Below are 26,421 nucleotides of genomic sequence, written 5' to 3' on the forward strand. Positions count from 1 at the left end.
GATCGAACCGTTTAGGGAAAAAGATGTTAGCGAGACTGTCTGTTCACACGCCCGCTATCGTGGCTCTGCTCTCCATTTTGTTGCTTACCGGTTGCGGCCTGTTCGGCCCGCAAACCCGCATCACCACTGAGGCTGACAGCTATGCCCGGGCGCAGGATTTCCTTGAAGCCGGCAACTACAACCTGGCCATCGAGCAACTCGAAGCCATGGAAAACAGATTTCCCTTCGGTGCCTATGCAACCCAGGTTCAACTTGACCTGATTTACGCCCACTACGAGCGTCGGCAATATGATCGTGCCATGCGTCGGGCCAATCGCTTTATTCGCCTGCAGCCCGCGCACCCGCGGGTGGACTATGTCTACTACATGCGCGGTCTGATCCGTTTTGGCATGGCAGAACGCACAGCCAGCCTGCTCAGCACCCGTAACCCGGTTGACCGCGACGTCAGCGGCTATGACGAGACTTTCCAGTTGCTGGACGAATTTCTCGATCGCTTCCCGAACAGCGACTACCGCGACGACGCCAAAGGCATCATGCAGGTGGCCCGCACCCGCATGGCGGAGCACAGCTTCAATGTAGCCCTCTATTATTACCAGGTTGATCGGCCCGAACCCGCGCTGACCCGCCTGCAGAAGCTGCTCTCCGAGTTCCCCGGCGAGCCGGTGCAGGACAATGCGCTGGCACTGAAAATCCGCACCCATGAAAAGCAGGGAGACGAGGCATCTGCCCGGAATACCGAAGACCTTTTACGCACAGAGTTCCCGGACAGCGAGTTTCTGGTCAGTGATGAACTGGTAGCCGACTTCCGCTTCCGGCGCCCCTGGTATTTCTGGCTGACACTGGGTCTGGTGGGGTAATTGGTCGACTGGCATTAGACAACCGAGCCACTCGCGCTATAATCCATCCCCTCCACCCAGACGTAATTCCATCTGGTCTGCAGCAGCGCTGGCGCTTTAACCTGCCTGGTCTGTCGCAGTTTAGCGGTGGATACCCGTAGTCAGCCCGGGAGCATTCGGCATGATGTGGAATGAACGATACTCTACTCAGGAATATGCATACGGGAAGGAGCCCAACGATTTTCTCAGACGCACCGCAGACGACATTCTGCCCGGTGACGTGCTGTGCATTGGTGAAGGCGAAGGCCGCAATGCGGTGTTCCTGGCCCAGTTGGGTTTCAATGTAACGGCAGTTGACCTGTCTGAAGTCGGGTTGGCCAAGGCGCAGCGACTCGCAGCCGAGCGCGGTGTCACCATTACCACGATTCAGGCAGACCTGGCAGACTATGTGATCGAGCCGGGGCGATGGAGCGCCATCGTCAGTATTTTCTGCCATCTTCCACCGGAAATCCGTTTACCGCTCCACCGCAAGGTGGTTGCCGGATTGCAACCTGGCGGCACCCTGGTTTACGAGAGCTACCATCCGGAGCAGATCGAGCGCGCCACCGGCGGACCTTCCGACCCTGCCCTGCTGCCGGACCTCGGGCAATTGCGCGAAGAACTCAGTGGCCTCAACATGCAGTGCATGCAGGAAATGGAGCGCCCGGTGAGTGAAGGCATTTACCACCAGGGCGACAGCATGGTCGTTCAGATCATGGCCTTCAAGCCCTCCTGACCAGCAGGCAGGCCTCACAACTCGCTTTTCTTTGGGCATTCCCCTATAGTGCGACGATATACCTTGGCAGTCAGAAAGGAAGAAAAGGCGGGTGCTTTGCCGAACAGCCAGACCATCAGGAAGTCAGATTCCGGCCAGGTTCGCGGGCTATGCTGCGCTCATCCTGTGGACTCTGCTGCTGGCCTCCTGTGCCGGCCGCTCTGATCCTCCTGACGACAGCCCGGAACAGTCCCGGATTCAGGACACGGTGGAGCGCCAGCTCGATTTGCTGCTGGATTCCGTCGCCCCGGTGGGCGGCCAGGCCCTGCCCGATGACAGCCTCCTTGCCTTCTATGAACAACGCAACTATCGACCCCTCTGGCTTGATAACCATGACGCACTGGATGATCTGCTGAACCAGTTGCAACGGGCCGGCGAGCACGGCCTGAATCCGGTGGATTACCACATCGACGCCCTGCGCGGCTATCGCCGGCTTGCACGCCCCGATCGGCGGCAACAGGCAGAAATGGATGTATTGGCCACCATGGCAATGCAGGCCTATGCGCATGATCTGAGCAGCGGTCGCTTTGATCCTTCCCTGATTGACACCAACTGGCAGATGGACCTCCCCAACGGGGACTGGAAGACCCTGCTCGATCTGGAATCGGCACAGCAGATGGTCGACACATTGCCATCTCTGGCGCCTCAACATCCGCATTATCAGGCGCTGCAACGCTGGTTGGCCTATTACCTCGAACTGGACCGCCGGGGTATCGAAATCCGGGTGCCGCAGGGCGAGCTGCTGCTACGAGGCTCGAATGGGGCGAGAGTCTCCCTGCTGCGCCAGCGCATGCAGCAATTGGGTGATCTGCGCGGGCCGGAACGCCCCCAGAACCCCAATCAGTTTGATGCCGCCCTGGAAGAGGCTGTGCGCAATTTTCAGTCGCGCCATGGCCTGGACGCTGATGGCCGCGTAGGCAGCCAGACACTGGCCGCCATCAATGTGCCGATTGCCGAGCGTGCCGAACAGATTCGGCTCAATCTCGAACGCTGGCGCTGGCTGCCGGCTGAACTGGAAGAGGATCGTATCTGGGTTGATCTGACCGCCTATGAAGTCCACATGCACCTGCATGGCGAGCATCACAGCATGCGCGCGGTTATCGGCAAGCCGGACCGCATGACAAGGGTGTTTCGCGGTGAGATGACCTACATGGAGATCAACCCGACCTGGCGGGTACCGCAACGCATTGCGCGCGAGATGCTGTTGCCTCAGGTGCAACAGGACGCCAACTATCTGCAACGCAACAATTATCGGGTGTTCGAGGGCTGGCATTCCGGTGCGGCAGAAGTCGACCCTGACAGTGTCGACTGGCTCGCCATGCGCCCGGAAGACCTCGGCTACCGCTTTGAGCAGATGCCGGACCCGGGTAACGCCATGGGGCAGTACAAGTTCATGTTCCCCAACCGAAATGCCATCTATCTGCATGACACCCCGTCACAAGCCTATTTCAATCAGGCAGATCGGGCGCGCAGTGCCGGCTGTGTGCGTCTGCATGACCCGTCATTCTTTGCCGATCTGCTGGTGCGTGAGGACATCGGTGCACGGGACAGGCTGAACATGGCGCGGCGCGTCGACGACCCGACTGTGGTGTCCCTGAACGAACCTGTGCCCATCTATCTGGTTTACTTTACCGTCATGGTGGACAGTCGCGGGCTACCCGAATTCCGCGAAGACATCTACGACCGGGACCCGCTGATGCGGGAGGCCATGCAATATCGGGCATTTGGCGGTTGACCGGCCGGGTTACCGCCGACAAACCGGTTCAGGAGCGCTGCTGCTTTTCCAGCGCCCGCACACGCGCGTAGAGGTCATCCAGCTTCATCACCCGAGCCACATTGCGGCGCCATCCCTGCACGGCACGTGCAGGCAGCCCTGAAGCGTAGGCGCCGGGCTCCTTGATCGAGTTGGCGACGCCGGTCATGCCCATGATGGTGACCTCATCGCAGATCTCGATATGGCCGTTGATCGCGCACTGGCCAGCGATCACACAGCGCGCACCGATGGTGGTGCTGCCGGCAATCGCCGTGCCGCCGGCAATCGCGGTGTGTGGCCCTATCCGCACGTTGTGCGCAATGTGCACCAGGTTGTCCAGCTTGACGCCGTCACCGATAATCGTATCTTCCAGCGCCCCCCGGTCGATGGTGGTATTGGCGCCAATCTCCACATCATCGCCGACCTGCACATTGCCCAACTGCGGCACCTTTTTCCAGCCCGCCTTGCCGGGTGCAAACCCGAAACCGTCAGACCCGATCACCACACCGGCGTGCAGGATGGCGCGCGCACCAATGTGACACTGATCGCCGACATACACCTGCCCGGCCAGAATCGAACCCGCCCCGACAAAGGCATCTCGGCCCACAAAGGCACCCGGGCCTACCTCGCACCCGGGCTCGATAATCGCCCCGGCACTGATTACCGCAGCGGCGCCGATATAGACATCTTCACCAATCTGCGCAGTCGGATCGACAACCGCCGACTCCGCCACCGTGCGCGCATACTGAACACGCGGATGCAGCAGGTTGGCCAATTCGGCGTAGGCAAAATAGGGGTCCGCAACGATCAGCGTACTGACGGGACAGTGCGACGCATGCTGCTCGCGCAGCAACACCGCGCAGGCACGGGTGTCCTTCAGCAGGTCCAGATAGCGATCAGAGGTACAGAACGCCAGTTGATCAGGTTCGGCGCGGTCAAGGCGGGCGACGCTGTGCACCCGCTGCTCGGCATCGCCGATCAACTGGGCACCGACACGCTCCGCAAGATCGGCCAGGGTATAGGTTTTGGGTGGCATGGGCATGGGTAGAATTCCTTCTTCGGACCAGCCCGACCGCGTTGCGGCTGGCATTCCCGGTGTCTTGAAGAATACCCTGCAAACCGGCTTGTGCAGAAGAGGAAATTTAACCTTTGGTGAAGGAGATACAAAAACCCGACCAGCGTGAACTGATCGGGTTCATTTAAATTTGGTACCAGAGGCCGGGATCGACGGTCCGACGTTTCGGCCGGCACGGGGGAGTGCCGGTTCGAACGGTACAAAAAAGCCCGAGATGACTTTTCACCTCGGGCTATCTTAAAAGCTGGTACCAGAGGCCGGACTCGAACCGGCACGGGTTTTACCCCGGCGGATTTTGAATCCGCTGCGTCTACCAATTTCGCCACTCTGGCTTTGAAACTTTGCGCATTCTACTAGAACGGACGGCCAGCGCAAAGTTTTCTCTGATCAATCAGACAGTTGAGCAGAACACCTCAACAAGTGCCCCAAAAACGACCGATTTTATCTGTACAAAAACCGGCCAATAACACTGTTAAAAGATGTAATTCTGTGGGCCAGTCACATTGACTTAACCGATTAAGTGTATAAATATCGTCCACTCTCGAAAGGCATTCAAAAAGGAGCCATTTCCGCTGGATGTCGGTTGGCTTTGACGCACTCACCCAGACACTCACTGCAGTCGGGTTCGCTTTTTATGATAACAAGAAAAGAGGTTCTGCCGACTACCGAAGATGGCCGGGACGGCTCACTTCGACAGCTCAGGTTGGACACCAGGCTGGATGATCACGATGCGATGACCGTGAGGGCGATCATTGAATGTGGTATCCGTTCTCTGTACCAGCCCATTATCGATCTGACGCAGAACGATATCATCGGGTATGAGTGTCTGTCACGGGGTCCGGATGGGCACGTACTGGAACCCCCCATCGACCTGTTTCAGGAGGCTCATCAGTTGGACCTGTTGCCGCCTCTGGAGACAGCCTGCAGACGGCTTGCGATTGAACGGTTCAACGAGCGCAACCTGACCGGTCAGCTGTTTCTGAATTGCGCTCCGGATGCCTTTCTCCATCCGGGTTACCCCAAGGGCTTCACACTGGATCAACTGGCGCAGTCGGGGTTGAAACCGGACAACGTGGTGATCGAATTGACGGACACCCGTTTTCGGGAAGATTTCAGTGCGTTGCAGACGGCCTGTCATCACTACCGCAAGATGGGTTTTGGTGTTGCCATTGCCGATTTCGGCACAAGCTACAACGGTCTCCGGCTCTGGTCCGAGCTGGAGCCAGACTATATCAAGCTGGATCCTCATTTCACGCACAACATCCAGCGCTCACATATCAAGCAGGCGTTCTTGCGTGCGCTGGTGCAGCTTTGCGAAGAACTCAGATCCAAGTTGATCGTGACCGGTGTGGAGTCGGTAGAGGAAGTCGACATGCTGCAGGAGCTTGGCGTCTATTTGATGCAGGGTTTCTACTATGGCCATCCGGCCGAGAAGCCGGTGCGGCCCTCTACCCTGGCCATTGACGCGCCGCCGCGCCGCCGTGCAGAAGACTTTCAACAGGCCAGGGGATTTGCCCGCTGGGTGGAGCCCATCGGCCCTGACACGCTGCTGGAGCAACTCTGGCAGCGTCTGGAGGCAGATCCGCAGGCGCCGGTCATTCCGGTGGTCAATCAAGGCATGCCGCTGGGCTTGATCGAACGAACCACCGTCTATGAGTTGCTGGCCAGACCTTCCGGCCGCACTCTGCATGCCCGAAGCCCGGTTCATCAGCATATGTCGCCGCGCGCCCTGATTGTCAGCCACACCACCTTGCTGACAGACCTCAGCCGCATGGTGACCGCGCAGAACGACCTGCAGGTTCGGCAACACTTCATTGTGACGGGGCAGAATGGTCAGTACATGGGCGTAGGGCGCTCAAGCGATCTGCTGCGGCATATCTCGGAGCATCGTCTGCGTACCGCACGGCATGCCAACCCCCTGACTCATCTTCCGGGCAATGTGCCCACCAACGAACACCTGCTGGAGCTGATCCGTCAACAAGGTGCTTTCAGTGTCGCCTATGTCGATATCGATGCGTTCAAGCCCTTCAATGACACCTGGGGTTATCACATGGGTGACCGCGTGATCATGCTGTTGGCTCGACTGCTCCGTGAGCGCCTGCGCGATCGCAAATTCTTTATCGGTCACATTGGGGGCGACGATTTCGTTGTGGTCTCGACAGCCAGAAATCCCGAGCCGCAACTGCGCCTGCTGCAGTTACTGTTTGCGGAAGGCGTGCGGGAACTGATGATGACTGCGGGAAAAAATGCGACCAGTTATCCGGCTGTCGACCGGCATGGTGTGCAGCGCCAGTTCGCACTGCCCAGAGTGTCGATTGGTGTAGTCACCGTCCGCGAGCAGCAGGTAACATCTCTGGACAGCCTGTCACCCGCATTGAGCTCTGCCAAGTCAGCCGCTAAAAAGCTGGGTGGTCAGGGGATCTACAGCATGAAATGGCAACCCGGCGCGGATTGACCCGCCAGGCCGCCATTTGGTTGTAACTGTTGCAACCTCCTCTGTACCGAACGACCCTGTCAGGGCAACTCGGGTCGCACGACCAATACCGACACTTTTGATCGTTCGACCACTCGGGCCGCGACGGAACCGAGCAGCGTCCGCTCCATTGCATTGTGAGAGTGACTGGGTATCACTATCAGGTCCGCGCTGATGCGCTCGGACTCCTGCAGGATGCGCTTATACGGCGTGCCATCAAGCGCTTTCAATTTGACATCCACGCTGTCGGGCAATACCGGCTTGACGATGTCACGCAACTGCTGATACGCCTCATCCTTGATCTTGTTCATGTCCGGCTTGGGGAAGTACCCGGCCACCCATGGGGAGCCGAACCCAGGCATCACCGTGAGGATGTGCAACCTGGCAGTGTGAAGTTGGGAAAGCGTGATAGCAGCGTGCAATGCACGCTGTGTCTGCACCAGTTCCGCAGAGAGCGATACAGGCACCAAAATTGTCTTGAACATCGTCTTACCCTCCTTGTTGCGCAGTCGCCAGTTGCTTTCTGCGACGCCCTATTTGCAACAATGCAACCAGCCCCAGCAGCAGCAGTGCGGGGATCCACATCAGCTCTTGCGGCGGCCTTTCGGCTTCCAGCTCGACGTAATTGATGCGCCAGCCGAAGTCCAGCCCTTCTCCTCTTGCTACTGAACCGAACTGTACCGCATTGATCGCCAACCGGCTGCCATCGGCACTGACACTGGTCAGCCCCTGATTGGCCAGTCTCTCTTCACCTGTTTCGGCACGCTCGCCCAGCGGGAAGAGCTTGTAGGTTTCCACGTCATCGCCCGCCATGGTCATGCCACTGACATGCATGCGCAGTTCATGGCCATCGGGCAGATCTTCAATCACTTCGGCAATGTTGGCGCCATCGAAGCGATCCAGTGGATCATAGATCATGTCCCACCAGAAGCCGGGCCGGAAAAGTGTGAATGCGATCAGCAACAAGGCGGCCGTTTCCCAAATGCGCGTTCTGGTCAGCCAGTAGCCCTGTGTGGCGGCGGCGAAAATCAGCATGGCAGCCAGAGCCGTTGCGATCACACCCGCCAAATGCCAGATGCTCTCTATGTCGATCAGCAGCAGGTTGGTGTTGAAGATGAACATGAAGGGCAGGATAGCCGTCCGAATATCATAGGCGAAGCCCTGTACACCGGTCATGATCGGGTCCGCTCTGGACACGGCCGCAGCCGCGTAGGCCGCCAGACCTACCGGTGGCGTATCGTCAGCCAGAATACCGAAATAGAACACGAACAGGTGCGCCGCGATCAGCGGGACCACCAGGCCATTCTGTGCGCCCAGCGCCACAATGACCGGCGCCATCAGCGTAGACACCACAATGTAGTTGGCTGTTGTCGGCAGGCCCATGCCCAGGATCAGACTCATGATGGCGGTAAACAGCAGCATCAACATCAGGTTGCCACCCGACAGGAACTGCACAAAGTCTGTCATCACCAGACCGATACCCGTGAGGGTCACCGTGCCAACCACGATACCAGCCGCCGCTGTGGCCACACCAATGCCGATCATGTTGCGCGAACCGCTGATCATGCCCTGGTAGAGATCGGTCAGGCCTTCCCAAAGCCGCGCTGGCACATCACCGCTGCGCCGGAAAAAGGCCTTCAGCGGACGCTGGGTCAGCACGATAAAGATCATGAACATGGTCGCCCAGAACACGGACATCCCCGGAGAGCGTCGCTCAACGGCCAGGAACCAGACCAGCATGACCACGGGCAGAATGAAATACAGCCCGGACTTGACGGTGGGCCCCACCTCGGGCAACTCGGTAATGGGCTTGTTCGGGTCATCCATGATCAGATCCGGGAACTGACAGGCATACCAGATCAGGCCAATGTAGGAGGCCAGCACCAGTACCATGATCAGCGGCGTTGCCGCAGGCCCCATCAGTACACGTATCCAGCCAATGCCGTAATAGACGATAAAGGTCAGAATGGACAGCCCGATAAATACCGTCAGGAAACTGATCGCGGAGCGCATCAGCGTCGTCGGCTGACGGCGGGGGATGCCCTTCATGTCGGCCTTGACCGCTTCCAGGTGCACCATGTAAATCAGGGCAACGTAGGAGATGAGTGCCGGCAGAATGGCGTGGGTAATGACTTCAATGTAGGAAATACCCACATATTCCACCATCAGGAAGGCTGCGGCCCCCATGATGGGCGGCGTCAACTGGCCATTGGTGGACGAGGCCACCTCGACCGCACCGGCCTTGGTGGCCGGAAAGCCGACCCGCTTCATCAGCGGAATGGTAAACGTACCCGTGGTCACCACATTGGCAATGGAAGAGCCGGAAATGATACCGGTGGCGCCGGACGCCACAACCGCGGCCTTGGCCGGGCCACCGCGCATGTGGCCCAGCAACGAGAAGGCCACCTGAATGAAATAGTTGCCCGCCCCGGCTCTGTCGAGCAGAGAGCCAAACAATACAAAGAGGTAGACGAAACCGGCGGAGACGCCAATTGCCACCCCGAAAACACCTTCTGTGGTCAACCACTGATGCGACATGATGCGCCGGAAACTTCGGCCGCTATGCTGTATCACTTCAGGGAAGTAGGGACCAAAATAGGTATAGGTCAAAAATACAATAACCACGATGACGAGGGGCTTGCCCAGCGCCCGGCGCGTGGCCTCGAGCAGCAGCACCATACCTATTGCCCCGAACACCAGGTCCATGGTGATGGGCCGGCCAGGGCGAATGGACAGAGCGTCATAATTGACCACCAGGTACAGGGCTGAAGCGCTGGCCATCAATGCCAGTATCCAGTCGTACCAGGGTACGTGAGTCTGTGACCCCCGCTTCATCGCAGGGAAGGTCATGAATGCAAGAAACACCGCGAATGCGAGGTGAATAGGTCGCACAAGCGTGGTGGAAATCAGTGAGAATGGCGATGCGTTCCAGAGCTGAAACAGCGCCCAGGCCAACGCGACCGCGATAATGATTTTGCCGGTTATACCGCCTGGCCAGCGAGCGCCGCTTTCTCTCTCCAGCAGCTCCTTGATCTTGGTATCGTCCGGTTCTTCAATCTGAATATTGTCTGCCGATTTAGGTTCCGTCATGGTAGCCCTGCATGATCCGTACTTTTTCTTGTTGCCCTATAAAACGCCGGGTCCGACGACCGTCGGACCCGGCTGCATGGGATCGGGTGTCTGTTTCCATGATCACCCGAAGTACATGGTAAGCGTCGGTTACATCATACCGGCTTCACGGTAGTAGCGCTCGGCACCGGGGTGCAGGGGCGCAGACAGGCCTTCGCTCATCATGCTTTCGGCATCAAGCGTGCTCAGTGCCGGGTGCAGATCCTTGAAGGAATCCAGGTTTTCGAAGACGGCCTTGGTAAGTTCATAGACCACATCGTCAGAAACGCTGGCTGCTGTGACCAGAGTCGCACCAACACCAAAGGTTTCGATGTCGTCAGGGTTGCCAGAGTACATGCCGCCCGGGATGGTGGTAGCCGCGTAGTACGGGAACTCGTTGAGCATTTGCTCAACAGCGGAACCCGTCACGTTCACCAGCTTGCCGGGGCAAGAAGTAGTGGCTTCTTCAATCGCACCGCTCGGGTGACCAACCACGTAGATGATGGCATCTACCTGATTGTCACACATGGCGGCCGCCATCTGGGAAGCGACCAGGTCGGAGGCCTGAGAATAAACACCGAAGTCTTTATCCTGCAGTTCCAGCAGTTGCTCAAGGGTAGCGCGCTGGCCTGAACCCGGGTTACCCACATTGACGCGCATGCCTTCCAGCTCGTCAAACTCGGACACACCGGCATCTTCACGAGCCACTACAGTAAACGCTTCAACGTGCAGCGCGAAGACAGCCCGCATGTCTTCATACGCGTCGCCCTCGAACTGGACTTCACCATTGATGGCGTTGTACTGAACGTCGCTCTGGACGATGCCGAAATCCAGCTCACCATCACGGATCGTGTTGGTGTTGAAGATGGAGCCGCCTGTGCTTTCTACACCGCAGCGGATTCCATGTTCGGACCGATTGGCGTTGACCAGTCGACAGATGGCACCACCCACTGGGTAGTAAACCCCGGTGACACCACCGGTACCGATGCTGATGAATTCATTGGCAGCAGCGTTTCCAGCCGCCAGCCCCATTGACATGGCGAGACCAACTGTTGCCAGTTTGGCCATTGCAGATTTTCTAGTTTTCATGGGTTGCTCCGTTTTATTTTGATATCAGGGTTCTACCGTGAACCGTTTTCGACTGCGGGCTCACGCAATTTCAAGAATACTACCAAGCAGTCATTTGGCAAGTGACTTCAAATGGTGCAGTGCGTGGTCGGGTCCTCCTCTGTTCTGGTGAATTGAAAATCGAGAGCGGGGCCTGCCCCGCTCGCGGGTATTCAGTTACTGCCCGCCCGCCTGACCAGGCGAACTCTGCTGTAGTTGTTCTGGTCATCGTGCCGGACCTCTCCGGTACCGGAATAGAGGTACATAAACCGATAGGTACCAAACCGAAACGGCGTGGTAGACGCATAGAAGGAAACAGGCGTATTGGGGAACACGTCCAGACTGACGACGGGATAGCTGCACTCGCTGTCCACCAGAGTCTCCAGTTCGTCGATGGTTGGAACGCGCCAATCCGAGTAACCACCTATGTCTGCACTGCTGGCCAGTTGCCGTGCCTGGGCAAGACTATGAGCAGAGGCAGTTCCTGTGCACTGGTTGTCAGTGTAGGTCTGCCCCAGACTGCAGCGGCTCCACATCAATTGAGTGCGATTATCGAGCACTACAGGCCCCTCGGCACTGTAGCGCCCGGCATCGGTGCGCTGACAATTGGCCATCGAGCCGGCCGCCAGAGCCGAGATGATCACACCGACAACCAGGCCCTGCAGATTTTTGCGCGCCACACTGTATGAGTTATTGCCTTCAGAATTCATTCGTTTAGTCCTCCAGCAAGCCGACTTCACGGAAATAGCGGGCCGCACCGGAGTGCAGCGGTGCGGTCAGGCCATCGCTGACCATCTGCTGCCGATCAAGGGTCACCAGTGCCGGGTGGAGGGTCGAGAAATCGTCAAAGTTTTCGAATACCCGCCGGGTCATTTCGTACACCAGGGTTTCTTCAGTCTCGGCCGCGGCAACAATGGTCGCGCCTACACCGAAGGTGGTTACCGCCCGGTCCTGCCCTTCATAAAGCGAGGCAGGCAAGGTGATGGAACGGAAATAGGGCAACTGGCTGATCAGGGAATCGACCGCTTCGTTGTCTATGGATACCAGTACACCATCACAGTCGCTGATCGCGCTGGCGATGGCTGAACTGGGGTGGCCAACGGTGTAAACAATGGCGTCGACCCGGTCTTCACACAGCGCCCGGGCCTGCTCTTCCGGACGCAAGGTATTCAGTGAGTCGAAGTCCGACTCTGCCAGGCCCATGGCGTCCATCAGCACACTAAAGGTCGCATTGGTGCCCGAGTTGGCCGGGCCTATGTTGATCCGGCGACCCAGCAACTCCTCAATCTGCTGCGCGCCCAACTCACGGCGCGCAACAATGGTGATCGGCTCCGCATGCACGCTGAACATGGACCTCAAGCCGCCATGAGCGCCCTGGTCGGCAAACCGCCCTTCACCATGATAGGACTGATAGTGCAGATCGGATTGCGCGATACCCACGCGAAAGGTGTTGGAGCGCAGGCCATTCAGGTTATGCACCGAGCCTCCGGAACTCACCACGACACACTCATGTCCATGCTCATGGGTGTAGGCATTCATCAGTCTGCAGATGGCGCCCGTCACCGGAAAATAGACACCATTCACACCGGCAGAGCCGAACAGAAACTGACGCCCGTTGCTGTCAGCCAAAACGGTACCGGACAGCGCCATGCAGGACAGTACCACCAGGCCCAGGAACGTCTTGAGATATTGTTGTATTGTCATCATCTTCAGACCTTGAAATTCCCCACGAGTTTACTGAGTTCGTCAGCCAGGGCTGCCAGGCCATCACTGGCCTCCTTCATGACGCGCGTTTGCGCATCGGTATCACTCGCAATCTGAGCGATCTCATCCAGAGACTGGCCGATTTCATGCGCCACTGAAGACTGCTCGGTGGCCGAACTGGCAATCTGGCTGTTCTTGTCGCTGATCTGTTCTATCGCTTCGGAGATGGTATCCAGCAGTCCGTCGGCACCATTGGCCTGCTCGACCGTCGAAACGCCCTTCTCACGGCCCACTTCCATGGCCCGCACTGCATCCTGTGCGCGATGCTCCAGTTGTTCGATCATGTTGTGGATTTCTTCCGTGCTGGACTGGGTCTTGCTCGCCAGTGAGCGAACTTCATCGGCGACCACGGCGAAGCCTCTGCCGTGTTCGCCGGCGCGCGCGGCCTCGATTGCCGCATTGAGCGCCAGCAGATTGGTTTGCTCGGCAATACCGCGAATTACATCCAGCACCGTGGTGATCTGGTTTACCTCGTCTTCCAGCGCCCCGACGGCCTTGGCACTGACTTCGATCTCGTCAGCCAGGTTGACCATGGCCGCCACGGCGCTGCCAACGATTTCCCGCACCTTGCGTGCTACGTCGTTGGCGTTTTGCGTCTCGGCAGCGGCCACTTCGGAACTTTCGGCAACATTCTCTGCGGCTATATTCATCTGGTGCATGGACTCGGCAACGCCATCTATCTGCTGGCGTTGCTGACGCACACCGGTTTCAGCCGAGTCCACAGTAGCCTGAGTCTTCTGAATAGCTTCGCCGGTCTGCGCCACCAGTTCTATTACCTGCGCCACCAGTTGATGAATGGTCTGTACGAAGAAATTGAAATTGGTCGCCAGTTCACCGATTTCGTCCTTCCGGCGAACCTTAAGGCGATGCGTCAGATCGCCCTCACCGCGCGATATATCCTGCAGGGCGGCGTTGACCTCTGCCAGGGGCTGAATGACCAGGCGGCGGGTCAGCAGATAGACGCCGACAACGAGCAGACCCAGCAATATCAGGTTCTGCAGCACCGTACGCACAAGGGATTCGGCCAGGGCCTGTTCAATAGCTGTTTCATCCGTGGCCAACTGGATAAAGCCGACCGGGTCGGAGCCGAACATCAATTCAAGCTCAAGAAGCCGCTCCGGATCCACGCCAACCAGAGCTTCCGGGTCTTCGGTGCGCGACGGTTCTCCTTCATCGTCGGTCACGACCGCGGTGAGCAGCACCTCGAACTCGTCCTGAACCGCAATGCCGTGAATGGCGGCTGCCCGGACTTCGGACTCGACAATCAGGATGACCTGACTTGGGTTGAAGTTCCAGATGGCGGTCGGAAGGCTGCGCGTGATGCGCTCTATCACGGCGTCGACCTGCTGCTGGTGCTGGTCACGCAGTGCGGTTTCGGTGGCCCGGTGGTTGTAAAGCGAAAACGCGGACATGAGAACGGCCGCACCGGCGAGCAGCAGGGCGGTAAATCGAAAACTGATTCTACGCGTTAATGGAACCAAACTGATGCTCCCGAATCGACTGCAAACGTCCAGCGCACTCGCAACCCGTCCAAATTTCAGTACCCACACGGATACCTTGACACCCTTCTTTTCCGGCGAAGGGTGTGGACCAGACCAAGTTCAGGCCAAGACCCGCCATCACTGTCACATGCGGCCATGTCTTAGCTTTCAGCGCTTTCCGGTTCGTCGTAGGAGCCGGTTTTTCGCTTCTGTGTGAAAAGCTTTGCTCTTGTTATTGAAGGGTTTCAGCGCCCTCTGTTCGGAGCTTTTTGCTGAAACGCCCCTTTGTTTTAATACAACCGACTATCAAATGCAAAACAATTTGCAGCCGATTCAGTCAAAATGGAACACCGTGTGATCCTCGCCATCAAATAATACTTCAAGCATTACTGTCTCCGGATTTACACTGAGACCACATCATCAGGGAGCCCTCAACCATGCTCAGGGAAGACCAGCTTCGATCATTACCCCACTCCGAAACACTGCTGATCAATGAAACCTCCGAACGGCTGGCGCAACAGCGCCCCGTGGTCAGGTTCGGCTTCGGTCAGTCGCCATTCCCGGTACCGGAAAGACTGCATGGTGCCCTCGCCCGTCATGCTCACCAGAAGGCCTACGCGCCAGTTCAGGGCCTGCCTGAATTGCGCGCCGCTGTGGCAGCTTTTCACCGGAAAGAAGATGGCGTGGACTGGCAACCCGAGCGGGTGCTGATCGGCCCCGGCAGCAAGCTGCTGATCTATACCGTGCTCGCGGCGGTGCGGCGAGCCACAGTCATGCTGACCGGGCCAAGCTGGGTGTCCTATGAGCCCCAGGCGATCCTGGCAGGCCACCCGGTGACCCGACTGCCCACCAGGGCTGCGGAACAATGGCGCCTGCAGCCGGACACGCTCGACGCTGCCTGCCGTGAAGCTCGACTCGAAGGGGATGACCCCTGTGTGCTGATCATCAATTCGCCGAACAACCCCTCCGGCACCAGTTATGGCGCAGCGGATCTGCAGGCTCTGGCCAGCGTTGCCCGGCGCCACAACCTCATTGTCATCAGTGATGAGATATACGGCCGCCTGCATCATACCGGCGAGCACCAGTCGTTCGCCCGCTTCTATCCGGAAGGCACGCTGGTCACCGGAGGACTGTCCAAATGGGCTGGTGCCGGTGGCTGGCGGTTGGGCATACTGCACATCCCCGAGGCTCTCGACGCCGTCCTGAAGCCCAGCCTGCTCGGCATTGCTTCCGAAACCTGGTCCTGCGTCGCCACCCCGATTCAGATGGCGGCTGTCGAAGCCTATGGCCGGCACCCGGACATAGAGGCATATGTAGATCGACAGCGGCGGGTACTGCACACCATCGGTCAACAGTCTGCCGACCGCCTGCGTAGCTGCCATATTGCCACCGCAGAGCCCGAAGGGGGTTTCTATCTGTTTCCAGATTTTGAATATTGGCGTGCTGATCTGGCCGATCGAGGCATTGCTACTGCCGCTGAACTCTGTGATCGCCTTCTTGCAGAAGCCGGTGTCGCTCTGCTGCCTGCCAGTGCCTTTGGCATGCCGCAGGACTTTCTTGGTGCACGACTGTCCTATGTCAATTTCGATGGTTCCCTTGCGCTCGACGAAAACGCGGACATGGATAGCGCAACAGCACCGGTGCGGCAGGGAATCCAGTTGATCGACAATTGGCTGCAGAAGAAAGTCAGACTTTCAGCTGTCTCGCACCAAATTGGCCTGTAAATATTTCTGAACGCCCAATTCTGGTTCAAAAAATGAGAAATGCATTTGTCAGCAGGACAATTTCCTCTATAGTCGATGAGCGCTGTTTGCTCGTAAATCGAGTGTCAGCATGGTCTGCCGGACTACCCGGCTCAGTTGGGTCATCATAACAATAACAGTTGGCCTACCAATTGCTTTACCGATGCCAGCAGACTGTCTAAGGACTGCGCTAAGAAGACCAAAAAAGTCAATGGAGCACGACATGAAAAAACTATCAACCATCGCTGCCGGCCTTGTTGCCGCAACGGCGTTTTCCGCCTCTGTGCAGGCATCCACCCTCGACGACGTACAATCCCGTGACACGCTGCGTTGCGGTGTCAGCGACGGACTGCCCGGCTTCTCGGTAACCGACTCTGATGGCAACTGGGTTGGCCTCGACGTCGACACCTGTAAAGCAGTGGCTGCCGCCGTTCTGGGCGACGCGGAGAAAGTAGAATTCGTTTCGCTGACTGCAGTCGAGCGTTTCACCGCGCTGCAGTCCGGTGAAGTTGACATGCTGTCACGCAACACCACCTGGACGACTACCCGTGATGCGTCTCTGGGTATCAACTTCACCGGCACCAACTACTATGATGGTCAGGGCTTCCTGGTCAGCACAGATCTGGGTGTCACCAGCGCCACTGAACTGGACGGCGCGGCAGTCTGTGTTGCCTCCGGTACGACTACCGAGCTGAACCTGGCCGACTATTTCGAAGCTCAGGGCATGGGTTTCGAGCCGGTTCTGTATGATACGTCCGATCAGACCGTGGCCGGTTTCGAAGCTGGACGTTGCGACGTTCTGACTTCTGACACCTCTCAGCTGGCTGCTCTGCGTATTCAGCTGAGCGATCCGGAAGGCGCTATGATTCTGCCTGAAATCATTTCCAAGGAGCCTCTCGGCCCAGCCGTTCGCCAAGGCGATGATCAGTGGTTCAACATTGTGAAGTGGGCACTGTTCCTGCAGGTCAATGCAGAAGAATATGGCGTCAGCAGCAGCAATGTGGATGCCATGATGGACTCTGAAGATCCCAACGTCAGCCGTATCGTCGGCACCTCTGGCGACCTGGGCTCTCTGCTGGGTCTGCCGTCTGACTGGGGTTACCAGATCATCAGCCAGGTCGGCAACTATGCTGAAATGTTCGAGCGCAACGTCGGCCCCGACACCCCGCTGGAACTGGAGCGCGGCACCAACGCACTGTGGACTGACGGCGGCATCATGTACGCCCCGCCGGTACGCTAATCAGTCTCGATTCATGACTGACTGATAACAATGCCGGAGTCTGCTGCCCTGTAGGCTCCGGCATTTCTCGTTGCGCCTTGTACAAAGCGCAGCAGACAGTGTATCCAGAGAGCGATCTTCTCAATCATGAAACACAAATCCGATCTCACTCAGGGCGGCTGGCTCAACCTCAACAACCCCAGGGTGCGCAGCGTTGTTTACCAGATCCTGATTATCCTCGGGGTAGTCTGGGCTGTTGCCACCATAGCGGGCAATGTTGTTGCCAACTTGGAAGCACGCGGCATCGCAACCGGATTCCGGTTTCTCGGCGAGCGGGCTGGCTTTGGGGTATCCCAGGCGTTAATCGACTATTCCTCCAACTCAACCTATTCCCGAGTTTTTTTCGTCGGCCTGCTGAACACTCTGCTGGTATCGGCCATGGGCATTGTCGCGGCTACCTTTCTCGGCCTTTTTGTCGGACTGGGTCGGCTGACACCCAACTGGCTGGTGCGCAAGATCTGTATGGTCTATATCGAGATATTCCGCAACGTGCCGGTGCTGCTGCAGATATTTTTCTGGTACTACGCGGTGCTGCAGACACTGCCTCGACCCAACCAGAGTATTACTCTGTTCGGTGACCTCTTCTTTATCAATGTCCGCGGCGCTTATGCGCCCAGACCGGTACTTGAAAGCGGCATTGGCATCCTGACGACCCTGCTCATACTGGCCATCATTGCCGTCATCGCTCTGACCATCTGGGCGCGTCGCCGCAAGCGCGATACCGGTGAAGAGTTTCCCGTCTTCTGGGCGTCACTAGGCATTCTGGTGGGCACCATGACGGTGGGCTATATCGCCACCGGCCAGCCGCTGGTGTTCGATATACCCGAACTGCGCGGTTTCAGCTTTGACGGCGGCATGCGTCTGCGCCCCGAGTTGCTCGCTCTCTGGGTGGCACTGACCGTATATACCTCCACCTTTATCGCCGAGATCTTCCGGTCCGGCATTCAGTCAGTGTCACACGGTCAGTCTGAAGCGGCTCGAGCCCTGTCGCTCACCGAGCGTCAGCGCATGAAGCTGGTCGTGTTGCCCCAAGCGTTGCGGGTTATTGTGCCCCCGCTGACCAGCCAGTACCTGAATCTGACCAAGAACTCGTCGCTGGCGGTGGCGATCGGTTATCCGGACCTGGTGTCCGTCTTCCAGGGCACAGCGCTGAATCAGACGGGGCAGGCCATCGAAATTGTGGGCATGACGATGGCGGTCTACCTGATTATCAGTCTGCTGGTATCGGCCTTCATGAACTGGTTCAACAAGCGCGTTGCGCTGGTGGAGCGTTAATTATGGCTTTTACTCCCACACCTGCGCGCCAGGCACCGCCCACCGAAATCGGCGTACTTGGCTGGCTGCACAAAAACCTGTTCTCGAGCATACCCAATGCCATTCTGACCCTGATAGCCGCCTACATTTCCATACAGGGGCTCTACTGGATCATCAGCTGGGCCTTTATCAATGCCGACTGGGTGGGCACCAGCCGCGACGACTGCACCAGTGATGGCGCCTGCTGGGTGTTTGTCAGCGTGCGCATCAATCAGTTTATCTACGGGTTCTATCCACCCGTGGCACGCTGGCGTCCCAACCTCACCTTTGCCTTGCTGGTCGGCTTCCTGATCTGGCTGGCCGTGCCACAAATCCCCTACAAGAAGCTGGGTGCCATTCTTTCTCTGACGGCTTTCCCTGTGGTGGCCTACTTCCTGCTGTATGGCGGCGCGTTCGGTCTTCCGGTCGTTCCGACCAGCCGCTGGGGTGGCCTTATGCTGACCATTGTCATTGCCGTTATTGGCATAGTGCTGGCCATGCCCATCGGCATTGCACTGGCGCTTGGCCGAAGAAGCGATATGCCGGCAGTACGACTGGTCTGCACCATCTTCATCGAGTTCTGGCGCGGCGTGCCATTGATCACGATTCTATTCATGGCGTCCGTCATGCTGCCTCTGTTCTTCTCGGAAGGGGTATCCATAGACCGGCTGGTTCGGGCATTGATCGGCATTACGCTGTTCCAGTCCGCCTATATGGCAGAAGTAGTCCGCGGCGGCCTGCAGGCACTGGGCAAGGGGCAATATGAAGCCGCTGACGCGCTGGGACTGAGCTACTGGCAGAAGATGAATCTGGTCGTATTGCCACAGGCGCTCAAGATCATGATCCCCGGGATCGTCAACACCACCATTTCACTGTGGAAAGACACCAGTCTGGTGGTCATTATCGGTTTGCTGGAGGTGCTGGGCCAGGTACGCCAGGCGCTGGCAGATCCGAACTGGCTGGGCTATCCCGCAGAGGGCTATATTTTTGCAGCGCTGACCTTCTGGGTCTTCTGTTTCAGCATGTCGCGCTTCAGCCAATATCTGGAACGGCGTCTCGACACTGGCCACAGGAATTAACGGAGTATCACTCATGACAACGAATGAAAATACGGAGTACACAGGCCCGGCCGTTGAAATCAAGGGCATGAACAAGTGGTACGGTGACTTTCACGTCCTGAAAGACATCAACCTGGAAGTGGGTCGTGGCGAACGTATCGTCATCTGCGGCCCTTCAGGCTCCGGGAAGTCGACATTGATCCGCTGCATCAATCGACTGGAAGAGCATCAGGAAGGCGACATTATTGTCGACGGCATTCCGCTGCTGAATGACCTGAAGAAAATCCATGCCATCCGCAAGGAGGTCGGCATGGTGTTTCAGCATTTCAACCTGTTCCCGCACCTGACGGTGCTGGAGAACTGCACGCTGGCGCCAATCTGGGTAAAAAAGATGCCCAAGAAAGAGGCAGAAGCCATTGGCATGAAATACCTCGAGCGTGTGAAGATTCCAGAGCAGGCCCAGAAGTTTCCGGGACAGCTTTCCGGGGGTCAGCAACAGCGTGTGGCCATCGCCCGCAGCCTGTGCATGAGCCCGCGCATCATGCTGTTCGATGAGCCCACCTCGGCACTGGACCCGGAGATGATCTCCGAGGTGCTCGATGTAATGGTGGAACTGGCCCGGGAAGGCAGAACCATGCTCTGCGTAACGCATGAGATGGGTTTTGCCAAAAAGGTGGCAGATCGGGTTATCTTCATGGATGGCGGCGATATCGTTGAGCAGAACGAGCCCAATGAATTCTTCAACAACCCGCAGGAAGAACGCACCCAGCTGTTCCTCAGCCAGATCCTGGGCCACTGAGTCCGGCGTCTCTGCTGTGCCCGACCACCTTGGGGTGGCCGGGCACAGTCCTCTTTAGAGTCTAGTCATCAACCCGCCACTTGTTGGCACTGGCGCGCAGTTCCTTTGCCATGTCCCGCAGACTGTGACAGGCCCCGGCGTTGTCCCGCGCCTTCTCCTGCAGTCGCTCTGCAGCCAGAAAGGCCGCCTCCATGCTTTCCGCCAGTTCACGTGTTGATTGGCTCTGATCATCTGACAGGGTTGTGATTTCCCGGTTTGAAGTCGCCACTGCGTTCAGGGACTGGCTGATGCTCTCAAGCGCGTTTTGCGACGTTTCAGCAGTTTCAGTCAATTGCTGCGAGCGCTCGAACTCGGCCTGCATCTGTTGACGTGCGTTGTCGGCACGTTCGCTCAAACCTTCTATGATGCCGGCAATTTCCCGGGTTGCTTCAGTTGAACGCTGCGCCAGTTGACGCACCTCGTCAGCCACCACAGAAAACCCGCGGCCGTGATCACCCGCCCTGGCAGCTTCAATGGCCGCGTTCAGAGCCAGCAGGTTGGTCTGGTCAGCGATCTGGGTTATGACGTCCAGCACGCGCTGAATCTGCGTGAACTCGCTGGTCAGTGTTTCAACAGTATCCGTGGTCTGGCGAACGCCCTCCGCCATCTCGTGCACACCCTCAATGACCTGCTGAATAGTCTGCCCGCTGGTAGTGACGGTTTGGCTGGCTTCGTCGCTCCGCTCGGCGGCCACATGAGCCTGCTCGCGGACACTGCCGGCACTGGAGACCATGCGTTCCAGCAATGCCTGAACCTCATGGTTGCGCTGATTTTCCTGCTCCAGCATGTTCAGCGTATCCTCAGAACCTTCATTCAATACACTCGAGGCCTGGTCCACGGTATTGGACGCCTCTCGAATCAGGCGAACAGACTCGCCTATGCTGTCGAGCAGGCTGTTGAAAGCACTGGAAATCCGACCAATTTCATCCTTGCCCATGACCGGGCTGCGCTGACTCAGATTGTGACTGTTCTGAATCGAGGTCATGCTGTCTTCGAGCATGGCCACCGGGCGGCTCAGCGAACGAGCTACCCAGAGTGCGGCCAGGCCCGCCAGCACCAGAATGGCCAGTGTTACCAAAGCGGCAAAGCTCAGAATCTGGTTGCGCAGGTCCTGCCCCGCAGCCAAAGCCTCGCCGGCTTCCAATTCGGTTAGCAGAACCCATTCCGATCCGCCCGCGGTGAACGGCTGAAAGCTGCCCAGAACCTGCCGATTCAGAGGGTTGATATAGCGGCCAACCCCGCCCTGACCGCCCAGTGCCTGTTCAATCCCGCTGCTACTCAGCCTGACACGACCAGCGGCAGATCCACTGACGCGCATTGCTTCTGCCTGATCTGCCGGCAGGTCCGGCAACTGACTGAGGAAACCATCCGGGTCTCGCTCAAACTCCCGCTTGCCGGTGACCAGCAATCCGCTGGGGTCGACCAGATAGGAGTCACCCGTTTCGCCCAGGCCAAGGTCGGCTCGTGCGCCGCCATTCGACAGGACTTCATGCAGTTGCGCAGAGGAAACACGAGCCACGAAAACACCATAGAGTTCAGCCTCGTCTTCGGACAAATCGTACATGGGCATGGCCATGAAGGCGGTGAACTCGCCCAGCGCTGGTGCATAGGCGCTGAATGGGGTCAAAACAGGGTCGTCATCGGGCCCCAATTCCAGCGCCTGCTCGAAGGCAGTGTGCAATCCGGTACCCTGCAACCAGGGGTCTTCCACATTGGCGGCAAACTCCGGCAATTTGCGGGCGCTATAGAACACGTCCCCATTCAGGTTGAGAATGTAGCTGTCGGCGAAATCATAAAAGGTCATCAATTCCCGCACCAGCGGATGCAGGCTTCTGTGGGCAATCGTGTAGCGGGTGCGGTCCTCGACATTGGTGAGGCTCAGCTTGTCATCCCAGTCACCGGGAGAGTCCACCAGGTAATAGTACTTCAGTACGGTGTGGGGCCAGCTTCTGCTTTCCACCAGACTGTTGGCATCAAAATCCGCGCCCGGCATCTGCGCCTCCAGGGCGCTGCCGAACCCGGAGTCCCAGTAGTCACGTAGTGCTGCGCGAACCTCGGCTTCTTCATCTGACAAGGCATTCACGACAGCATTGAGTTGATACCCCCCAAACGCAGAACTCATGTTGCCCGTCGATTGCCTGACCTGGGCATTGCGCGTGAAGCCCAAAACCTGCTGTTGCAGGTTCTGCAGGTAATCCTGCAAGCGACGCTGCTGAGCTTCACTGATCAGCTCGATGCGCAAGTCCGCCTGCTCAGACAGCAGCGCCTGCCCACTCCTGAGACTGACTGAACTGATCAGCACACTGGCTGTCACAGCCGCCAGCAATGACAGCCCCAATACCACTAATAGCAACTTCTGTTTCAGGTTCATGTCGGTACTTCGCCCCGGAGTGATCGCTTGCAGACTGTTCAAAGGCGGCGCGTCATGGCTCAACCTTCATTTGTTCCAAATTTCTATGCCAATACTGTGCCTATCGGCCGGTGGCGCTGAAACTTTGGTCCAAAGATCCTGCAAAAAGACGGGGTTGTGTAAGCTGACATGAACGATGTCAGGTCGATGCTTTCCACTGGTCCAGACCCAGCAGGCGACGGCCCAGAGGTGACAGCTCGGCGCGTGGATAGCGGCTCTGTTCCCAGCCGCGCGGATCACCCGGAAAGGCATAGCCTTCTGGCGCCACACGATCACGCCAGGAACGGATGCGCCATTCCCGCACCACCTCGTTGTCCTGCTCCGCCGGCACCATGGCGATGTACTGAGCCATCCGCACCTGATCCGACCGGTTCGGTTTGATGCCGTGGGCCAGCAGGCTGTTGAAGATCAGCAGGTCACCGGCCTGCATGGGCACGAACTCGACCGGATAGCCGCCGTCGGTCCCGGGTGAAAACGGATCCCGGTCTGAAGGCTGGCGCGACCGCCAGTCTCCAAAGTGATGGAACAGCTGCGGCACACACTGAAAGCCACCCGTGTCCGGCGAAGTGTCGGACAGCGCCAGCACTCCCTGCACATTGACCGGCAGCGGGTCCAGCTTGGTGTTGGCGTCCCAGTGGATAAAACCGTCGAAATCCCGTCCCGAGCGATTGGGCGGGTTCAGATTGGCGCGGTCTATGGTGACCCAGAGGTCCTCCCGGTCCCAGATATCGACAAAGGCATCATACACTCGCGGTGTCTGTCGGTTGTCCCACAGCACCTGATGGTTGTAGCACTCCACCATGCCACTGTTGTTCAGCTCCTGCATGGCATGGTCGCGCAACTGTGGGCGATACCAGCCGTCCGGGTCATCCGGCGACATCTCCTGAAACTCCCACAGCAGGCTGCGGGTTCGTTCAACCTGTTCCGGAGCAACGGCCTGACGCACCACCACATACCCGTAGCTCTGCCAGAATGCCCAGTCCGCCTCCGACAGCACGCGCAGCGGGCGCGTCTTGCGTATGTCCGCCAGCTGCGTGCTGCAGGTATTGGAAACACTGTTGTTGCCGGGCTGGCCCTCACCAAAACCATAGCGATTCTTGACGGTTTGCATGCCTTGTGTCCTCTTTTGTGTCAGTGCATGACCTGATGGTACTGACGGCGCGAGACGCAGGTGATGGAAACGGCTCCAATAATGATGAATTTCGGTCAATCTGTATGAACATCCTGCGTCAATGCTATGATCACCATTCTTCTCGGGAGTCATGAAATGAAAGCCCAGTTCGAAACCGTTCGCCACAGCCCCGATACCTCATGGCGTTTCTTTCTGCGTGAACTGGATGAGCTGCCCTTCGAATGGCATTACCACCCCGAGTACGAACTGACCCTGACCGTCAACAGCAGCGGTGAGCGCTATGTGGGCGATCACATCACGACCTATCAGAGTGGCGACCTGGTGTTGCTGGGCCCCAACCTGCCACACAGCTGGGCATCCCGTCGCCGCGACGATGAACGCCAGCCGCATAGGGTGTATGTACTCTGGTTCCGCCAGGACCTGATGGACCGCCTGACCGGCTCCTTCCCCGAATTTGCCAACTGGCAGTCACTGTTGTGGCAGTGTCGTCGCGGGCTGGCCTGGCCAGCCTCCGTGGCCCGCGATCTGGAACCCCTGTTTCAGCAATTGCCGACAGCCGACCCGGAACAACGGCTCATTGTACTGCTCGATATCCTGCGCCACCTGCACAAAGCAGAGGCCAGAACACTGGCCTCGACCGCCTTCGACAGCCAGACCCGCCCGGGTACCGAGCAGCGTCAGCTCAGTGCCCTGCTGGACACCCTGCACCAGCAGTTCCTGGAACCATTAACCACGGAGACTCTGGCTCGCGAGCACCATATGAGTGTCAGTAGCCTGAACCGCTTTTTTCGCCGTCAGATGAATCAGAGCCCGCACCAGTATCTGACGCAGGTCCGTCTGGGCCATGCCTGTGCACAACTGATCAACAGCGAGCGGCCGGTGGCCGTGATCGCCGAAACCAGCGGCTTTGGCAACCTGTCCAACTTCAATCGACACTTTCGACTGCACAAGGGTATGACGCCTCGTGCCTTTCGTGCCTCGTTTCGTACCCAAAGACGCGCCTTTACCAGCCAGTTGGCAGGCCAACACTTGCCCACTGAGTGACAGTCCGTTAATTTCCTTTCTCCACTCATTACAGGAAGCACAGGGATGACGTCATACCAACTGCCACCCGCGCTCACCGTCAGCCCGGTCAGCCATGACCTGGACAGCGCCATCCAGGCTCATCTGGACCAGCAGACCAAGCCCCCCGGATCACTGGGTCAGTTGGAGGTTATCGCTGCGCAGATGGCTCGCCTGCAGAACACGATGCATCCGGTGGCAGGCCCCTGCTGGCATGGCGTCTTTGCTGCCAGCCATGGCATCAGCAGCGAAGGGATCAGCCCCTTCCCAGCCAGCGTCACTGCACAGATGGTGCTCAACTTTTTGCACGGCGGAGCCGCCATCAATGTGTTGTGCCGTGAACAGGGCGTCACACTGCACACCATAGACGCCGGGGTCGAAGGTGACCTGCCTGACCATCCAGAACTGCTGCGTCACCCGGCCGCCTCGGGAACTCGCCCCTTCAACCGGGAAGCAGCCATGACCCGGGAGCAGCTTGAGCACTGTCTGCACACCGGTGCTGCCGTGATAGATCAGAAGGCCGCCGATGCCCGAGTCATCAGCCTTGGCGAAATGGGTATCGGCAATACCACTACCAGCGCTGCTGTGCTTAGCGCCCTGCTGAAACTCGCCCCGGCCGACCTGACCGGTGCCGGCACTGGCGCATCGGCAGAAATGCAGCAACACAAGGCCAGGGTGATCGAACAGGCCCTGGCTCTGCATGGCTCGGAACTGGATGACCCGCTCGGCTGCCTGCGCTGCGTCGGCGGGTTCGAGATCGCCATGATGACCGGTGCCTATCTGCGCGCCGCCGCCCGAGGCAAACTGATATTGGTGGATGGCTTTATCGCCACTGCCGCCTGGGCGGTCGCAGAGGCCCTGCAACCCGCCATTCGCGACTACAGCCTGTTCGCTCATTGCAGCAACGAGCGCGGCCATGCCTCCGCGCTGGAAGTATTGGGTGTCGAGCCCTTGCTGAATCTCGGCATGCGACTGGGAGAAGGCACCGGGGCCGTGACAGCATTACCGCTGGTGCGCATGGCCGCTGCCCTGTTCAATGACATGGCCACATTCGACAGTGCCGGCGTGTCCGGGCCGGCCGAACCGGAAAGCTGAGAGCGCCTATGCAGACCGTGGATGATCCGGCCCGTTTCAGCCTTCGCCGCGAATGGCAGGCGTTCTGGCTGGCCGTGGGGTTTCTGACTCGTATTCCGATG

20 protein-coding genes and 1 tRNA gene are annotated in these 26,421 nt (G+C 58.3%); 11 read left to right on the forward strand and 10 right to left on the reverse strand.

The genetic code is table 11. The annotated features are described in order from the left end of the window. Nucleotides 1-23: 23 nt before the first annotated feature. From LAT62_RS04330 to LAT62_RS04340, 3 genes are all read left to right on the forward strand, one after another. Nucleotides 24-857, forward strand: coding sequence for an outer membrane protein assembly factor BamD (locus LAT62_RS04330; protein WP_293379499.1), 834 nt, complete (start codon nucleotides 24-26; stop codon nucleotides 855-857). 160 nt (nucleotides 858-1,017) lie between these two features. Then, complete coding sequence (locus tag LAT62_RS04335; RefSeq protein ID WP_293379502.1) at nucleotides 1,018-1,611, forward strand: cyclopropane-fatty-acyl-phospholipid synthase family protein; 594 nt, start codon at nucleotides 1,018-1,020, stop codon at nucleotides 1,609-1,611. Between the two features lie 91 nt (nucleotides 1,612-1,702). Beyond that, nucleotides 1,703-3,385 carry a L,D-transpeptidase family protein gene (locus LAT62_RS04340; protein WP_293379505.1) on the forward strand — a complete coding sequence of 561 codons (1,683 nt, stop codon included), beginning with the start codon at nucleotides 1,703-1,705 and terminating at the stop codon, nucleotides 3,383-3,385. A 28-nt stretch (nucleotides 3,386-3,413) separates the two neighbouring features. Here LAT62_RS04340 and lpxD read toward each other — a convergent pair whose 3' ends face one another. Together lpxD and LAT62_RS04350 are read right to left on the reverse strand one after the other, a co-directional pair. After that, on the reverse strand, nucleotides 3,414-4,445 hold the full coding sequence (gene lpxD, locus LAT62_RS04345) for a UDP-3-O-(3-hydroxymyristoyl)glucosamine N-acyltransferase (protein ID WP_293379508.1): 1,032 nt from the start codon (nucleotides 4,443-4,445) through the stop codon (nucleotides 3,414-3,416). A gap of 278 nt (nucleotides 4,446-4,723) precedes the next feature. Then, nucleotides 4,724-4,810, reverse strand: a tRNA-Leu gene (locus tag LAT62_RS04350). 302 nt (nucleotides 4,811-5,112) lie between these two features. Here LAT62_RS04350 and LAT62_RS04355 point away from each other — a divergent pair. Beyond that, entirely contained in the window at nucleotides 5,113-6,933 is a 1,821-nt protein-coding gene (locus tag LAT62_RS04355; RefSeq protein WP_293379511.1) for an EAL domain-containing protein, read from the forward strand. A 59-nt stretch (nucleotides 6,934-6,992) separates the two neighbouring features. Here LAT62_RS04355 and LAT62_RS04360 read toward each other — a convergent pair whose 3' ends face one another. The 6 genes from LAT62_RS04360 to LAT62_RS04385 all read right to left on the reverse strand — a co-directional run bounded on the left by LAT62_RS04360 (nucleotide 6,993) and on the right by LAT62_RS04385 (nucleotide 14,342). Then, a complete protein-coding gene (locus LAT62_RS04360; RefSeq protein WP_293379514.1) occupies nucleotides 6,993-7,436 on the reverse strand; it encodes a universal stress protein in 444 nt (147 codons plus the stop codon). Between the two features lie 4 nt (nucleotides 7,437-7,440). Then, the gene (locus LAT62_RS04365; RefSeq protein ID WP_293379517.1) at nucleotides 7,441-10,041 is read right to left on the reverse strand and encodes a TRAP transporter permease; all 2,601 of its coding nucleotides are present in this window, start codon (nucleotides 10,039-10,041) and stop codon (nucleotides 7,441-7,443) included. Between the two features lie 129 nt (nucleotides 10,042-10,170). Next, the gene (locus tag LAT62_RS04370; protein ID WP_293379520.1) at nucleotides 10,171-11,148 is read right to left on the reverse strand and encodes a TAXI family TRAP transporter solute-binding subunit; all 978 of its coding nucleotides are present in this window, start codon (nucleotides 11,146-11,148) and stop codon (nucleotides 10,171-10,173) included. Nucleotides 11,149-11,339: 191 nt separating this feature from the next. Further along, entirely contained in the window at nucleotides 11,340-11,876 is a 537-nt protein-coding gene (locus tag LAT62_RS04375) for a DUF1566 domain-containing protein (protein ID WP_293379523.1), read from the reverse strand. A 4-nt stretch (nucleotides 11,877-11,880) separates the two neighbouring features. Continuing rightward, nucleotides 11,881-12,873 carry a TAXI family TRAP transporter solute-binding subunit gene (locus tag LAT62_RS04380; protein WP_293379526.1) on the reverse strand — a complete coding sequence of 331 codons (993 nt, stop codon included), beginning with the start codon at nucleotides 12,871-12,873 and terminating at the stop codon, nucleotides 11,881-11,883. Nucleotides 12,874-12,875: 2 nt separating this feature from the next. Next, a complete protein-coding gene (locus LAT62_RS04385; protein ID WP_293379529.1) occupies nucleotides 12,876-14,342 on the reverse strand; it encodes a methyl-accepting chemotaxis protein in 1,467 nt (488 codons plus the stop codon). Between the two features lie 506 nt (nucleotides 14,343-14,848). Here LAT62_RS04385 and LAT62_RS04390 point away from each other — a divergent pair. From LAT62_RS04390 to LAT62_RS04410, 5 genes are all read left to right on the forward strand, one after another. Beyond that, nucleotides 14,849-16,135, forward strand: a complete 1,287-nt coding sequence (locus LAT62_RS04390; protein WP_293379532.1) for an aminotransferase class I/II-fold pyridoxal phosphate-dependent enzyme — start codon at nucleotides 14,849-14,851, stop codon at nucleotides 16,133-16,135. A 241-nt stretch (nucleotides 16,136-16,376) separates the two neighbouring features. Continuing rightward, nucleotides 16,377-17,393: an amino acid ABC transporter substrate-binding protein gene (locus LAT62_RS04395; RefSeq protein WP_293379535.1), complete on the forward strand. Its 1,017-nt coding sequence runs from the start codon at nucleotides 16,377-16,379 to the stop codon at nucleotides 17,391-17,393. Between the two features lie 126 nt (nucleotides 17,394-17,519). Then, on the forward strand, nucleotides 17,520-18,707 hold the full coding sequence (locus LAT62_RS04400; protein ID WP_293379538.1) for an amino acid ABC transporter permease: 1,188 nt from the start codon (nucleotides 17,520-17,522) through the stop codon (nucleotides 18,705-18,707). Between the two features lie 2 nt (nucleotides 18,708-18,709). After that, nucleotides 18,710-19,804, forward strand: a complete 1,095-nt coding sequence (locus LAT62_RS04405; RefSeq protein ID WP_293379541.1) for an amino acid ABC transporter permease — start codon at nucleotides 18,710-18,712, stop codon at nucleotides 19,802-19,804. Between the two features lie 13 nt (nucleotides 19,805-19,817). Continuing rightward, on the forward strand, nucleotides 19,818-20,582 hold the full coding sequence (locus LAT62_RS04410; protein ID WP_293379544.1) for an amino acid ABC transporter ATP-binding protein: 765 nt from the start codon (nucleotides 19,818-19,820) through the stop codon (nucleotides 20,580-20,582). A gap of 61 nt (nucleotides 20,583-20,643) precedes the next feature. Here the strand turns inward: LAT62_RS04410 and LAT62_RS04415 are convergent, their stop codons facing one another. Next, nucleotides 20,644-22,992: a methyl-accepting chemotaxis protein gene (locus tag LAT62_RS04415; protein ID WP_293379547.1), complete on the reverse strand. Its 2,349-nt coding sequence runs from the start codon at nucleotides 22,990-22,992 to the stop codon at nucleotides 20,644-20,646. A gap of 178 nt (nucleotides 22,993-23,170) precedes the next feature. Beyond that, nucleotides 23,171-24,142, reverse strand: a complete 972-nt coding sequence (locus LAT62_RS04420) for a phytanoyl-CoA dioxygenase family protein (protein WP_293379550.1) — start codon at nucleotides 24,140-24,142, stop codon at nucleotides 23,171-23,173. 156 nt (nucleotides 24,143-24,298) lie between these two features. Here LAT62_RS04420 and LAT62_RS04425 point away from each other — a divergent pair, with 156 nt between their 5' ends. Continuing rightward, complete coding sequence (locus LAT62_RS04425; protein ID WP_293379553.1) at nucleotides 24,299-25,207, forward strand: AraC family transcriptional regulator; 909 nt, start codon at nucleotides 24,299-24,301, stop codon at nucleotides 25,205-25,207. 45 nt (nucleotides 25,208-25,252) lie between these two features. After that, nucleotides 25,253-26,320 carry a nicotinate-nucleotide--dimethylbenzimidazole phosphoribosyltransferase gene (cobT, locus tag LAT62_RS04430; RefSeq protein WP_293379556.1) on the forward strand — a complete coding sequence of 356 codons (1,068 nt, stop codon included), beginning with the start codon at nucleotides 25,253-25,255 and terminating at the stop codon, nucleotides 26,318-26,320. Nucleotides 26,321-26,421: the final 101 nt, after the last annotated feature.

It is taken from the genome of Natronospirillum sp. (assembly GCF_022565775.1).
In the GTDB taxonomy this organism is placed as follows: domain Bacteria; phylum Pseudomonadota; class Gammaproteobacteria; order Pseudomonadales; family Natronospirillaceae; genus Natronospirillum.